The organism is Ligilactobacillus apodemi DSM 16634 = JCM 16172 (genome assembly GCF_001434405.1).
Lineage (GTDB): Bacteria > Bacillota > Bacilli > Lactobacillales > Lactobacillaceae > Ligilactobacillus > Ligilactobacillus apodemi.
Genome location: NZ_AZFT01000006.1, coordinates 76,114 through 89,283, shown reverse-complemented (window position 1 = coordinate 89,283; position 13,170 = coordinate 76,114). Strand labels below are relative to the sequence as shown.

Sequence of the window (13,170 nt, the reverse complement as noted above, 5' to 3'; positions counted from 1 at the left end):
AAGAGACCCTGCACATTTGCTTATCGAAACTTTGTTCAGTTTTCAAAGATCTACTTTTTAAATAATCAAATCGTTACAAACGACTTAACTATTATATCATCTTTCAAAAATAATGTCAACATTTATTTTTTATTATCGAAATAAATTATCAATTATTTTTCCAGGCGACTTATTTATTATATCAAATCTTAAAAAGATTTGTCAATAAATATTTTTTACTTTTTTGTTTGTCGTTGCTAAACCTTTAAGCGACAACTTTTATATCTTATCACCATTCACAACTCAATGTCAACGATTAATTTCATAAAAATTGTTTACGTCATTCAACAACAAATAATATCTTACCAATTACATCTGGCTACGTCAACAATTTTTTTAAATTTAATTCAAATGTTTTGTTTCGTTCCATTTTACCAATGAAAATTCCTTAAAATCAGGTGTTTCCAAAACTGTGATCGAAGTATTAGCAACTAACCCCTCTTCTCTGATCGTACGATAATCTTTACCTAACAAATGTTTGACTGCAAAAGTAATGACTAAAGCATGTGCTGTGAGCAAAATATTGTCATTAGGATAGGTAGACACGATCTTAGCTAAGGCATTTTCTACTCGCTCAGTCAAATCAGCGTAACTTTCAGCACCAAAAGATGAGCCATCAAAATTATCAGGATCAGTTTTAAAAGTCTGCCATAGTTTATCATTAATGTGCTCAGACACTAAATCTCCATCCCAAGCACCAAAGTTAAACTCTTTTAATGCCGGTAGTGTTTCGATCTCGACTGGCTTTTTAAATTGTTCTACGATATATTTACCGGTATCTAGCGCACGCTTTTGCGGACTGGAAAATACCTTAGCAAAATCGACCGTTGCCAAAGCTTTCCCGGTCTTTTTAGCATCAGCAATACTTTGTGGTAATAAGGGGGAATCCATTATTGCGCCTTGAATCTTTCCTGCTTGATTGAACTGCGTCTTACCGTGGCGTACAAAATATAAGTTAGTCATTTACATTATAGTTCCTTTCTACTTGCTATCTTGTTAATTTTAGCTAATCTGCCCTGCAGTTGTAAACTTTAGCGCAACAAAAAAACGGTAGGACAGCTGCCCTACCGTTTAAAGTAAAAATTATGCTTCTGGATTATCTTTGGTGATTTTTTCTAAGCCACCCATATATGGACGTAATGCTTCTGGAATCGTCACCGAACCGTCTTCATTTTGGTAATTTTCCAAAATAGCTGCGACAGTCCGACCAACCGCTAGACCAGAACCATTTAAGGTATGAACAAATTGTAACTTACCATTTTCGTCACGGTATTGGATGTGTGCGCGACGTGCTTGGAAGTCTTCACAGTTAGAACAACTTGAAATTTCACGATAAGTATCTTGGGCTGGCATCCAAACTTCCAAGTCATGAGTCATAGCGGCACTAAAGCCCATGTCACCAGTTGAAAGAGTGATCACGTGATATGGCAACCCTAATTTTTCCATAATGTCGCCTGCATTTTGGGTCATCTTTTCTAATTCATTATATGATTCTTCTGGCTTAGCAAATTTAACCATTTCAACCTTATTGAATTGGTGCATTCGGATCAAACCACGAGTATCACGGCCGGCACTCCCAGCTTCAGAACGGAAACTTGGTGTCAACGCGGTGAAATAAACTGGTAATTGTTCAGTTGGGATCACTTCATCGCGGTAATAATTAGTCAATGGAACTTCCGCAGTTGGGATCAGAGTCATATCTTCTCCATTTACTTGGTAGACATCTTCTTTAAACTTAGGGAATTGACCGGTACCATACATTGTTTTGGCATTTACGATATATGGTGGTAAAACTTCGGTATAACCTTCCTTAGCATGTTCATCTAACATAAAGTTATAAACGGCACGTTCTAAGCGTGCACCCCAGCCTTTATAGTAAACAAAACGCGCCCCAGATACTTTAGCTCCGCGTTCAAAATCTAAGATCCCTAAATCTTCACCGATATCCCAGTGAGCTTTAGGTTCAAAATCAAATTTACGTGGGGTACCTACTTTTCTGATTTCAACGTTAGCTTCTTCATCTGCACCAACTGGAATCGTCTTATTAGGTAAGTTTGGTAAGCGAGCTGCCATATCATGGACAACTTCTTCAACTTCGGCTAATTTAGCATCTAATTCCTTGATTTGGGCACCAACTTCACGCATCGCAGTAATTGCTTCTGTTGCATCTTCTTTGTTGCGCTTAGCTTGTGCGATCGCTTCAGAAACTTCATTACGCTTTTGCTTTAAAGTTTCAGATTGCACTAAAAGTTCCCGACGTTCTTTATCTTTGGCGATCAAAACATCGATCGTTTCAGCTTCAACGCCACGAGTTGCTAAACGCGCTTTGATCTCATCGGTATTTTGACGAATCATTTTAATATCTAACATATTAAGAGCCCCCTAATTATCATTTCAAACTTTAACTACTAATCGAAAAAAGAGCCTTTCCATCCCCTCTCATTGGGACGAAAAGACTCTTTCGCGGTACCACCCAAGTTCGACATAAAGTCGCACTTAACATCGCATAACGGCGCTTACCGTGCGGCATTACCCGCCCATACAAAATTTCGCTGGAGTTTCAGCTTCATGGTTTGCAGCAACCACCATGTCTCTGTTGTGCCTACTTATGGCGAACTTAGATGTTTCGATTATTTATATGTGTATCATAATATTTATTTTCAAAAATAGCAAGTTTATTCGAGCGCTTCATCGATTTTTTCTTGCTCAGCTAATTTTTCTTGTGAAATATCATGCGGTGTTAGATCCACTTGGTCTAATGGGATCAACTTAGTTTTATATTTGATCTTATAGTAAGCATACAAGATGATAAACAATGGAACTGACATATATGAAACTAAGATCGCTTGCCAGTTAAAGTCTTTAAATGATTGAATATCTTGCCCGATAATGACCAAAATACATAAAACTAATGCCAATAATGGACCGGCTGGGAACCATTTAGCCTTATATTTCAATTCACTTAAGTCATGACCTTGCGCCTTAAATGCACGTCTAAAGCGATAGTGCGACACGGCAATCCCGATCCAAGCGATAAAACCAGTCAAACCACTGGCACTCACTAAAAATGAATAGACTTGATTCCCAAAGATACTTGCTAAAAATGTCAATAACCCGACTAAAGTAGTTCCTAACAAAGCAAAAACTGGGATCCCACGTGTGTTGATCCGTGAGAAGATCTTTGGTGCATCCCCATCCACACTCAAGGCAAATAACATCCGTGTCGATGCATACATCCCTGAGTTAGCGGCTGATAAAACTGAGGTCAAAATAACCGCGTTCATCACTGAAGCTGCTGAAGCTAAGCCAGCACGCTTAAAGACTAACGTAAAAGGACTGATCGCAATATCGCTTGCTTCTGAACCTAAAAGATTAGGACTTGTGTAAGGAATAATGCAGGCGATCACGAAAATCGACAAGATATAAAAGAGTAAGATCCGCCAAAAGACTTGTTTGATCGCTTTTGGCAAACTCTTTTCTGGGTCTTTGGTTTCACCAGCTGTGATCCCGATCAATTCTGTCCCTTGAAATGAGAAACCAGCAACAACAAAGACACTTAAGATCGTTGGAATTCCACCGACAAATGGTGCTTTACCAACCGTAAAGTTTTCTAAATAAGTTGCGTGACCACCTAAGATCCCAAAAATCGTTAACAACCCGATCGCTAAAAAGACGATCACGGTCACAACTTTGATCAAAGCCATCCAATATTCTGCCTCACCAAACGATTTGACCGAAAGTGCGTTGATCAAAAAGATGATGAGTAACGCTGATAAACTAAAGATCCAAGACGGAACGTGTGGGAACCAGAATTTTAACACTAAGGCAACCGTTGAAACATCGACGGCCAAAGTGATCGCCCAGTTGAACCAATAATTCCATCCCATCGCAAACCCAAAGGCTGGATCAACAAAGCGACGGGCGTAAGTTGCAAATGAACCGGTGACCGGCAAATATGTAGCCATTTCTCCGAGTGATGTCATCAAAAAATAGACCATGAGCCCGATCCCAAGGTAAGCGACTAACGCCCCACCTGGACCGGCAGTGGAGATCGCCGAACCACTGGCGACAAACAAACCAGTCCCAATACTTCCCCCTAAAGCGATCATCGACAAGTGCCTTGTCTTTAATGAACGCTTCATCGTGTTCTTCTCTGCCATAATAAAAAATTCCTCCTAAAAATTTTTAGAGAAGGTCGTGCAAGCAAATTAAAAAGCACGACTCCGTAGTTTTTCATCGAAATCGCGCTTTTGATCATCTATCAAAATCAATAATTAGGTGTAGCTCTTTTTTAGGCTACTCATCTCGATAGCGCTCCGTAGTTTTTGACCACGACAGTTCCTAGTCTCTTAAACTAGGACCCAGCTTTACCAAAATAAAGTTTGGCTCGCTTCGGCAAATTCCCCTTTCACTGCATCTCACCGTTGCTTTATCAACTCGATCCAGTTACTGATGGTTTTTGCGACCTCTTCTTCGACGTTTACCCATAGATTTTAACTTGTATACGATCTAAATGCAAGGGGTTTTTCTAATTTTGTCCCTCAGCTTGTTCAATTTGCGCATGCAGATCACTTAAATCAATGTCTGCTGCTAAAAATTCTTGGTCTTCATCCGGGAAATGTTGTTCCACCGTTGCAAATGGTTGTAACTCAACTTGCGCATTAGCCACTTTGAAGTCTAACAAATGCCCGCCGATCGTATGATCCGTAGCTAAAAAGTGCAAATGATAGCCTGCCGCTGCCATCCCGTGGAAAAGTGCCGGTGCATAATAACCGATCAAGGTCCCGGAAACATTATTAGCTTCAAACACAGCTTGTTCATCAGCCACTTGGGTCAAAGTTTTATAAGGACGTTCTTGTTTAGCGACTGCTCTTGTTTTGACAAATTCAAACTCACCGGTGAGCTTGACTGCAAAGAAGAGATTTTTATAAGGATAATTAGCTAAAATAAATTGTCCTAATTGTGCTTGCGTCATCTTTTCGACGGTCAAAGCATCTTTAACTTGGGTAAAGTGCACTGTCGCAAACGGAACTTTTTCGGATCCCTTTAAAATGCGAACTTGCCCATTACTTTGAAACAGATAAGGTACGTGATCTAACAAGATCATCTCACCATCTAAACCACTAGCTGTCCCGATCCCAAAATCACCGTGTAACAACAGATCAGAAACACTAAGCGTTCCTTCAAATAAACCTGGGACAAGTTGACCTAGGGTACCATGTTGAAAGACCCGACTGTCATATTTTCCCATTTCTTTCACCTCGATTAATGTAATTGATCTTCCAAGATCGTCTTGCCTAATTCTTGGTTGAAACTATAGTCGACCGGTACATCGACGATCGTTGGTCCTTCTTCTTTAAAGGCCTTATCTAAAACAGCTTCTAACTCGGATGCTTTATTGACCCGATAACCTTTGGCCCCGAAACTTTCGGCATACTTCACAAAGTCGACCGGACCAAATTTAACGGCAGCTGATTTACCATATTTCATTTCTTCTTGGAACTTGACCATGTCGTAGTTACCATCATTCCAAATAATATGAACAATGTTTAATTTCAAACGCACGGCGGTTTCTAAGTCTTGCGAAGAAAAGAGAAAACCACCGTCACCTGAGATCGAAACGATCTTTGTATTTGGACGAACTAACGCTGCCGAGATCGCCCAAGGTAAGGCTACACCCAACGTTTGCATCCCATTACTAAAGAGCAAATGCCGTGGTTCGTAGCTTCTAAAGTGACGTGCCATCCAGATATAAAAACTCCCCACGTCAACTGTGACTGTCATTTCATCGGTCACGCGATCTTGTAAGGCTTGAATAATGCTTAACGGATGATTTAGCACTTGATCTTTAGTCACTTCTGGTGGAACATCGCGTTTTTGGAGAGCTTTACGTAGCGTTTGCAAATATTTTTTAGACTCTTCTGGCATCGAATAGCCCTTCATATATGGCAATAAGAAATCAAGTGTTTGTGAAATATCACCGACTAATTCACGTTCTGGTTGATAATTCTTATCGATCTCCGCGCGCATTGAATCGATCACCACGATATTGGCACTGCGATCAGAGTTCCAGTTTCGTGGTTCATATTCGATCGGATCATAACCGATCGCGATCACGAGATCACTTTTCTTCAATAATTGATCCCCTGGTTGGTTGCGGAAAAGTCCGACCCGACCAAAGAAATCGTCCTCTAATTCACGCGGAATGATCCCGGCACCTTGGAATGTTTCGACCACTGGTAAATGAGTTGCAGCGATCAAACGGCGAATCGCATCTGTCGTTTCTGGATCAGAAGCACGCATCCCCAATAACAAGACTGGTAGCTTAGCTGCTTTGATCCGTTGTGATAGTAACGTTGATTCGATCGGACTAGCTGGTCCTAATTTAGGCGCAACTAACGGTTCGATCACACTTGTTTTAACTTTGCCATCAGTCACATCTTGTGGGACCGAAACAAAGCTAGCTCCTTGTTTAGCTGCTTCTGCTTCTTGGTAAGCGTTGGCAATAACTTCCGAAATGTTTTCTGGTTCTTGCACTTCAGCACTGTATTTTGTGATCGGTTCAAACAACGCCGCATTTTTCATGCTTTGGTGCGTTAACCGCAATAAGTCTGTTCGTTGCACTTGCCCAGCGATTGCTAAGACAGGATCACCTTCGGCCGTAGCTGTCACTAACCCAGTCGCCAAGTTAGAAGCCCCTGGTCCAGATGTTGCGATCACTACGCCAGGTTTACCCGTGATCCGTCCGACACCAGCCGCCATAAATGCTGCGTTTTGTTCGTGACGTGTCAAGATAAACTGCGGTGTACGTGGATCTTTTGGATGTTCTAAAGCTTCAAACACTCGATCGATCTTAGCACCTGGAATCCCAAAAACAAACTTGACGTCATGATTGATCAAACTATCAACGATCGCATCTGCGCCATAATATTCTTTTTCTGACAAATTTTATTCCCCCTAAATATTGCACTAAATAATGTATCTATCATCCACTATATACTTATTTCCCGTCCCTTAGCAAGATTTAAACTTTTACCTAACAAAAAAAGGCACCCAAACGAGTACCTTTTAGTTATCACATTGTTTACCTTGAAGCATTGTGTCTTCGTTATTTTTTAAGCAAACTTTGTCGAAGCTTTTGCAAAGTATATTTGACTTGCTCGGCTGAATTACACTCAAAATCATTCCAATCAATATTGGGGATCTCATGGGTTCCAAATGTTTCACACAATAATTGATAGATCGTGATCTGAGATAATTCTTCCATCCAAGCTTGATCTGCTTTAGCAAACGCCTTTTGTAAGACGTTGACTCCTTCTTTTGCTAGCGGGCGAAAATCGGTAAATACATCATTAAAGACCCCTGTATTTGGATAAGAATGAAGTTTTCCTTCAACGACTGTCACGATCTGCAATAAAGTGATCTCGGCCGGATCATGCGCCAACGTAAAACCACCACTATTGCCCGAAGCCGAACTGACTAGGCCACCAACAACTAAGCAACGCATCAATTTACGCAAATATGTTTGAGAGCCCTTGATCCGTTCGTGGATCACCCGCGATGATAAGGGGATCTCACGTTTTTGGGTCGCTAATAATGCTAAAATACACACCGATTGTTCTAATCCTTTTTTTAGTTGCATGTGCTCACCCCAAGTTTGATAGATCTTTACAAAAGAGCAATTGCGCTCGATTTTCAGCTGCAACAAACCATTCCGAGACCACATAATTCTCGACAAATTTAAACCCCTGGCGTTCTAATAGTTTGATCGAAGCTTGATTTCGCTTGGCGACCCGTGCGTGGATCTGCTGATAGTTTTTTTTGCGAGCATCTTTTAACATGGCTTCAAGTGCCTCGGACATATAACCTTGATGCCAGTAATCTTGATTTAAGGCATAACCAACTTCATAGGTCAGCTTATCTTCGGTTTGAACTTCATAAAAGCCAATATTACCGATCACCTTGTGTAATGCTTTATGTTCGATCACTAAAACATTTTTATCCCGAAGCATCTTGCCAAAAAATAACGCTTGCTCCAACGTCTCACACGCAACAAAACCAGCATCTTGCGCAACTTGTTCTTGACTAGTATAAGCTAAAACATCAGCTACATCGCTCGTCTCAAATGGTCGTAAACAAAGGCGTTTCGTTGTGATCACCTTTTTTCACCCCTTTTGCGACATTCAATATCTAAATTATACTCTGGCTTTGATATGAATGCTATCATCTGTCTGATTTATTTTTGTCATTTTGTCGCTTTTGACTCAAAGAAGTAAAGGAATAATCAAAATTTGTCACTTGTTGTGGTTTGATCGCTAATAACAAACAAATTAACTCACCGATCCCTGTAAGCATTAAGATCAAATACATCAACGGGATCTCAGCATCTCTAAAGCGCCGGACTAACCCCGTAAAGATCACTAAAAACACCGCAAAAAATGACACATAAACTAAGATCGATAAACCTAATTCAGCCGACTTGGGTGCTAATCGATACCATAGATCATAAATAACAGAATCCAAGAGCATCAAGGCAACAAAAATTAAATTCATCCCTAAAAAGCCCCACCAAAAATCGGCGCGCCCCATCCGTTTATCGGTCTTAAAGGCATCTTTTAACATCAAACGAGTCGAAACGATCAAGTTTGGGTTTTGATTTTCATTTTTACCAAAGGTGTGTTCTCGTTCGGCTTTTTTCGCTAATTGTTCACGCTCTTTGACAAACTTTTCATTTTCCGCGCGAATCTGATCGATCAACATTTTCAAGTCATTTGCATCTTGTGCAATGATCTTTTCAGCTTCTGGTTCTGGCTTTGGCTTAGTTTCGTCTGGCGTGTCTAAAGGCGTTTCATGATACTCAAAGATCGCTTGATCATGCCCACAGTAAGGGCAATAATTCGCATTGACCGGAATTGATCTCGCACACTTTTTACAAGGTTTTTTCTCTTCATCTAAATCTCGTTCTTGTAAAACGCCACAATACGGACAGCGCTTTTTGTCCTCATCGATCTGGCGACCACAACGTTGACAATAGTTCATGACTCGTTCACCTCAGTTACATATTTACTTTAATTATAACGTACTTTCTTTACTTACTACAATTTGCTAAAATCAAAGTGTTAAAAATCCAGTAAAAGGGGTAGTTGATTTATGCTACAAACAGCACTTCTCATGCTTTTAGTCGGCGTCTTTGCCGGAACCATGGGAGCAATTTTAGGAATCGGTGGTGGCATGATCGTTACACCGATCGTTACTTTAGCGATGGGCTTAGATATCAAATATGCAATCGGCGCTAGTATCATTGCGGTTATCGCCACTAGTTCGGGCTCAACGATCGCATTTTTAAAAGATGACGTCTTAAACTTACGCGTCGCCATGTTTTTAGAGATCGCCACAACGATCGGCGCTATCGTTGGTGCTTTACTTACGGGCGCTTTTGATCCGTTTATTTTATATATTTTATTTGGTGCACTCTTAGTTTTTTCCAGTTGGAATATGTATCGTAAGTTACACCGCGGTGAAGAAGGCTTACAGAAAGTTACTGCCGATAAATGGGCTAAAAAATTTAAATTAAACAGCTCATATTATGATAAAAACTTGCAAAAACAAATCGACTATCAAGTTGAAAACGTGCCCCAAGGCTTTTTGATCATGCTGGGCGCTGGCCTAGCCTCTGGCATGCTCGGGATCGGCTCGGGTGCTTTTAAAGTTATGGCAATGGACGGTGCGATGAAAATGCCCCTTAAGCCATCAAGTGCCACCAGTAATTTGATGATGGGTGTTACCGCTGCCGCTAGTGCAACTGTTTATTTTTTCAATGGTTCGATCAGACCCGATCTCGCTGTGCCACTGGCGTTAGGGATCTTAGGGGGCTCAGCTTTAGGCAGTCGGATCATGCAACATTTGCCATCCAGGATCATTCGGATCATTTTTATTCCGATCCTGCTATATCTTGGGTTGCAAATGATTCTTAAAGGATTTGGGGTGGCGATCTAATGAAAGAAACACGCAAAGAAATGCTTGAAGTTGAGATCATCATTGGAAAAATCATGCGAATCGGAGTCTTAATTTCTGCCCTTATAATGCTCTTAGGGTTTATAATGTTTTTAGTGACTGGTCACAGTGGTTACCCCGGCGATAGTTTCCCGACCGCGCTTCTTGCAATTTATCATGGGATACTTGCCTTTAAGCCCTATGCTTTAATGATGGGTGGGGTCTATTTATTGATCTTGACTCCGATCTTACGAGTGGTGATCTCAATTTATGCTTTTTATAAAGAAAATGATTTCCTCTACGTTAAGATCACTAGCTTAGTTTTATTGATCTTGATCATCAGTGTGATCGTTGGTCACAAATAATAATTTCTAATCTCTATTCGTTACGAAAGGATCAAATCTATGCCAAATAATGAGCAACAGCCTCCAAAACGGCGGCGGCAACCTGAGTCCGTCTCTTCTCATCGGCGGACAGAGCACAAACAAGCTGCTAAAAGAGAAGAAATGCATCAGGTCCAAGCTAAAAAAAAGCGCCTGCGTGGCTGTTTTTTTTGGTTCCTCTTATTTTTTGTTGGTTCTTTGATCTTTGCTGGTCACTATGGCTACCAAAAGTATCAAAGCGCTAAAAAAGCCGCTAATTCGATCTATCATGCTTCTAAAGCGCAAAAAGTCCGCGACGTCGAATCAACGCTAAAAGAAGGTAAGCCGATCGCGATCCTCTTATTAGGTACGGATACTGGTGCCTTAGGCCGGACCTTTAAAGGCCGGACCGACACGATCATCGTGGCCGTCTTAAATCCTACCAAAAAGAAAATGACGATCGTGAGCTTGCCTCGAGATGCCGAAGTAGCTGTTTCTGGATATGAAAAATATTTCCCAAGTAAACTTAACTCGGCTTACGAATATGGTGGTTCGACTACCGCGGTCGAAACCGTCCAAAAATATCTGAACATCCCGATCGACTTTTACGCAACGATCAACATGGGTGGGCTAGAAACCTTGATTGATGCTGTTGGTGGGGTCGATGTCGAGCCTTTGCTAACATTTACGTATGATAATCAAAGTTTTACTAAGGGCAAAAAGACTCATATGAACGGAAAACGAGCTTTAGCCTATGTGCGGATGCGTTATGACGATCCTAATGGTGATTATGGTCGCCAAGCGCGCCAACGCCAAGTCTTGACGCAAGTCGCCTTAAAAGGAGCGAGCGTTTCTAACTTGCTCAATCAAAAATTCTTATCCACGATCTCCAAACAAATGGTCACAGATTTAAGTTTCAATGACCTCTTGTTACTAGGGACTAAATATCGTGTCGCCACTCATGACATGAAGACTGATAGCTTGCAAGGCCAAAGCCAAATGATCAACGGCTCTTCGTTTGAAGTTCCAACGACCGAAGAAAAACAACGGATCACCGATCTTTTGCGCTCTGCCTTAGGGTTAAAATCTGCCGAAACTGGTAACACTTTATCTAGTTCGACCGAGATCGATGCCGAAGAAAGCGAATAAAAATAAACGATCTGCCCAGTTATTTCTGGGTTAGATCGTTTATTTTTTGCTTAAATTTATCTTGGCGACAAACAACAAATTTACGGTCGCTAACGCCATCAGCCCGATCATTGCTAAAAATAATACCTGATAAGAAAAGCCATCAATCAAGATCCCACCGACAAGGGGCCCGATCGCACGCCCTAATGCCGCAAAAATGCTAACGGCGCCTTGATATTTTCCCTTTTCACCTAATGTGCTTAACGTATCAACTAGCGCTGGGATCGTTGGGAAAGTCAAGATCTCACCTAATGTAATAATGATCATCGTGACCACAAAATGAACATAAGTCTGGGCGTACAACAGCGTGACAAAACCTAAGGTAAATAAACTAGCACCTAAGTAGATCTTATTAACTAATTTAACTTCAAGCCAGTCATCTAAGAGCTTGTTGAGTAGTGGCTGACCAAAAACGATCACCAAACCATTGATCGTCCATAAAAAGCCATAATTTTTTACTGAGATACCTAACGATTCCATATAGATCGAAAGGTTACTTTGCCACTGAGAATAGCCCGCTTCGATCGCAAAAAATAGGCCTAAAATCGCAAAGATCACGATCACGTAGCGCACCGGTGTTCTTTTTACCTGTTGTGCTGTCGGCTGGCCTGGGCTAACATGGCTTAATGCCGCTTTAGGCACATAATAATGGCGATAAACGATGACTAAGAAAAATAAAAAGAGCACAAAATTAGTGATGAAGATCCAGCGAATATCGATCTCTACGATAAAACCAACTAATAATGTCCCAATCACAACCCCCACATTTTGCATAAAATACATCAGATTAAAGACTTGGCGTGAACTCTTTTCTTTAATCCCCGTTGCTAGCGAATTAACAAGCGTCGTTGAGACCCCACCACCAAAATTATCTACCAATAATAACAGGGCAAACGTCGGCCAACCATTGAAAAAAATCAGCAAAAAAACGGCTAAAGTTGCTAAAAAGATCGCCAGTAATAGCCACCGGCGTACATTGGCACGATCGCGGTCATAAATGATTCCCCCTAAATAGCTGCCTAAGATCAAAGCTAACGAATTGATAAATAACACGACCCCGGCGGTTGTCAAATTTTGGTGTAAATAATTATGTAAATAAATCGTCGTTAACGGCCACAATAGGCTACTTCCGATTGAAACGATCAAACTTCCACATAAAAGCCAATTTAGCCGTAATTCTTTTTCTGCCATACTTTCCCCCAAAATAACAAAAAAGAGACCGCAAACGCAGCCTCTTTCTTTAATATATATAACGTTAAATCACTTAAAATTAAGCTTTAACAACGTTTGCAGCTTGTGGTCCACGTTCGCTTTCTTCAACGTCGAAAGTTACGCTTTGGCCTTCTTCTAAAGTCTTGAAGCCTTCACCTTGGATAGCGGAGAAGTGTACAAACACGTCACTACCATCTTCACGTGTGATGAAGCCAAATCCTTTATCAGCGTTAAACCATTTAACTGTACCTTGTTCCATAAGTTAAAATCCTCCTTGCGCCTGAACGGCACACAAAATATTGTAATTCCAATCGGCGCATAATGGAGAAAGTTATAAAGAAACATCCTAGCCACAATAACCTAATACAGAAATACA

At 40.9% G+C, this 13,170-nt stretch carries 13 protein-coding genes and 1 riboswitch; of the genes, 3 read left to right on the top strand and 10 right to left on the bottom strand.

Features of this window, described 5'->3' with window-relative positions; genetic code table 11:
- Nucleotides 1-381 precede the first annotated feature (381 nt).
- The 8 genes from FC32_RS01555 to FC32_RS01520 form a co-directional block, all read right to left on the bottom strand.
- A complete protein-coding gene (locus FC32_RS01555; RefSeq protein ID WP_025087324.1) occupies nucleotides 382-1,002 on the bottom strand; it encodes a histidine phosphatase family protein in 621 nt (206 codons plus the stop codon).
- A gap of 120 nt (nucleotides 1,003-1,122) precedes the next feature.
- Nucleotides 1,123-2,409: a serine--tRNA ligase gene (gene serS / locus FC32_RS01550; protein WP_025087323.1), complete on the bottom strand. Its 1,287-nt coding sequence runs from the start codon at nucleotides 2,407-2,409 to the stop codon at nucleotides 1,123-1,125.
- A 305-nt stretch (nucleotides 2,410-2,714) separates the two neighbouring features.
- Complete coding sequence (locus FC32_RS01545) at nucleotides 2,715-4,199, bottom strand: amino acid permease (protein ID WP_025087322.1); 1,485 nt, start codon at nucleotides 4,197-4,199, stop codon at nucleotides 2,715-2,717.
- 141 nt (nucleotides 4,200-4,340) lie between these two features.
- Nucleotides 4,341-4,518, bottom strand: a riboswitch (Lysine riboswitch).
- Nucleotides 4,519-4,567: 49 nt separating this feature from the next.
- A complete protein-coding gene (budA, locus tag FC32_RS01540) occupies nucleotides 4,568-5,290 on the bottom strand; it encodes an acetolactate decarboxylase (protein ID WP_025087321.1) in 723 nt (240 codons plus the stop codon).
- A gap of 14 nt (nucleotides 5,291-5,304) precedes the next feature.
- Nucleotides 5,305-6,984, bottom strand: coding sequence for an acetolactate synthase AlsS (gene alsS / locus FC32_RS01535; protein ID WP_056957213.1), 1,680 nt, complete (start codon nucleotides 6,982-6,984; stop codon nucleotides 5,305-5,307).
- 163 nt (nucleotides 6,985-7,147) lie between these two features.
- A complete protein-coding gene (locus FC32_RS01530) occupies nucleotides 7,148-7,681 on the bottom strand; it encodes an Rrf2 family transcriptional regulator (protein WP_025087320.1) in 534 nt (177 codons plus the stop codon).
- A gap of 4 nt (nucleotides 7,682-7,685) precedes the next feature.
- Nucleotides 7,686-8,198, bottom strand: coding sequence for a GNAT family N-acetyltransferase (locus FC32_RS01525; protein WP_025087319.1), 513 nt, complete (start codon nucleotides 8,196-8,198; stop codon nucleotides 7,686-7,688).
- A gap of 64 nt (nucleotides 8,199-8,262) precedes the next feature.
- Complete coding sequence (locus FC32_RS01520; protein ID WP_025087318.1) at nucleotides 8,263-9,078, bottom strand: zinc ribbon domain-containing protein; 816 nt, start codon at nucleotides 9,076-9,078, stop codon at nucleotides 8,263-8,265.
- Between the two features lie 111 nt (nucleotides 9,079-9,189).
- Here FC32_RS01520 and FC32_RS01515 point away from each other — a divergent pair, with 111 nt between their 5' ends.
- The 3 genes from FC32_RS01515 to FC32_RS01505 are packed head-to-tail and all read left to right on the top strand — an operon-like array spanning nucleotide 9,190 to nucleotide 11,543.
- On the top strand, nucleotides 9,190-10,035 hold the full coding sequence (locus FC32_RS01515; protein ID WP_025087317.1) for a sulfite exporter TauE/SafE family protein: 846 nt from the start codon (nucleotides 9,190-9,192) through the stop codon (nucleotides 10,033-10,035).
- Nucleotides 10,035-10,397 carry a DUF1634 domain-containing protein gene (locus tag FC32_RS01510; RefSeq protein WP_056957212.1) on the top strand — a complete coding sequence of 121 codons (363 nt, stop codon included), beginning with the start codon at nucleotides 10,035-10,037 and terminating at the stop codon, nucleotides 10,395-10,397. Before FC32_RS01515 ends, FC32_RS01510 begins: the two co-directional genes overlap by 1 nt.
- Before the next feature lie 39 nt (nucleotides 10,398-10,436).
- The gene (locus FC32_RS01505; RefSeq protein ID WP_035459864.1) at nucleotides 10,437-11,543 is read left to right on the top strand and encodes an LCP family protein; all 1,107 of its coding nucleotides are present in this window, start codon (nucleotides 10,437-10,439) and stop codon (nucleotides 11,541-11,543) included.
- A gap of 39 nt (nucleotides 11,544-11,582) precedes the next feature.
- On the opposite strand, the gene FC32_RS01500 is transcribed toward FC32_RS01505, so the two are convergent.
- Nucleotides 11,583-12,773, bottom strand: coding sequence for an MDR family MFS transporter (locus FC32_RS01500; RefSeq protein WP_056957211.1), 1,191 nt, complete (start codon nucleotides 12,771-12,773; stop codon nucleotides 11,583-11,585).
- Between the two features lie 79 nt (nucleotides 12,774-12,852).
- Nucleotides 12,853-13,053: a cold-shock protein gene (locus tag FC32_RS01495; RefSeq protein WP_025087315.1), complete on the bottom strand. Its 201-nt coding sequence runs from the start codon at nucleotides 13,051-13,053 to the stop codon at nucleotides 12,853-12,855.
- Nucleotides 13,054-13,170 lie beyond the last annotated feature (117 nt).

Bases quoted from the DNA above. Each gene is read 5' to 3' on its own strand.
- FC32_RS01495 (WP_025087315.1), bottom strand. From the start codon at position 13,053: ATGGAACAAGGTACAGTTAAATGGTTTAACGCTGATAAAGGATTTGGC.
- FC32_RS01520 (WP_025087318.1), bottom strand. From the start codon at position 9,078: ATGAACTATTGTCAACGTTGTGGTCGCCAGATCGATGAGGACAAAAAG.
- budA (WP_025087321.1), bottom strand. From the start codon at position 5,290: ATGGGAAAATATGACAGTCGGGTCTTTCAACATGGTACCCTAGGTCAA.
- FC32_RS01555 (WP_025087324.1), bottom strand. From the start codon at position 1,002: ATGACTAACTTATATTTTGTACGCCACGGTAAGACGCAGTTCAATCAA.
- FC32_RS01505 (WP_035459864.1), top strand. From the start codon at position 10,437: ATGCCAAATAATGAGCAACAGCCTCCAAAACGGCGGCGGCAACCTGAG.
- serS (WP_025087323.1), bottom strand. From the start codon at position 2,409: ATGTTAGATATTAAAATGATTCGTCAAAATACCGATGAGATCAAAGCG.
- FC32_RS01515 (WP_025087317.1), top strand. From the start codon at position 9,190: ATGCTACAAACAGCACTTCTCATGCTTTTAGTCGGCGTCTTTGCCGGA.
- FC32_RS01545 (WP_025087322.1), bottom strand. From the start codon at position 4,199: ATGGCAGAGAAGAACACGATGAAGCGTTCATTAAAGACAAGGCACTTG.
- FC32_RS01500 (WP_056957211.1), bottom strand. From the start codon at position 12,773: ATGGCAGAAAAAGAATTACGGCTAAATTGGCTTTTATGTGGAAGTTTG.
- FC32_RS01530 (WP_025087320.1), bottom strand. From the start codon at position 7,681: ATGCAACTAAAAAAAGGATTAGAACAATCGGTGTGTATTTTAGCATTA.
- FC32_RS01510 (WP_056957212.1), top strand. From the start codon at position 10,035: ATGAAAGAAACACGCAAAGAAATGCTTGAAGTTGAGATCATCATTGGA.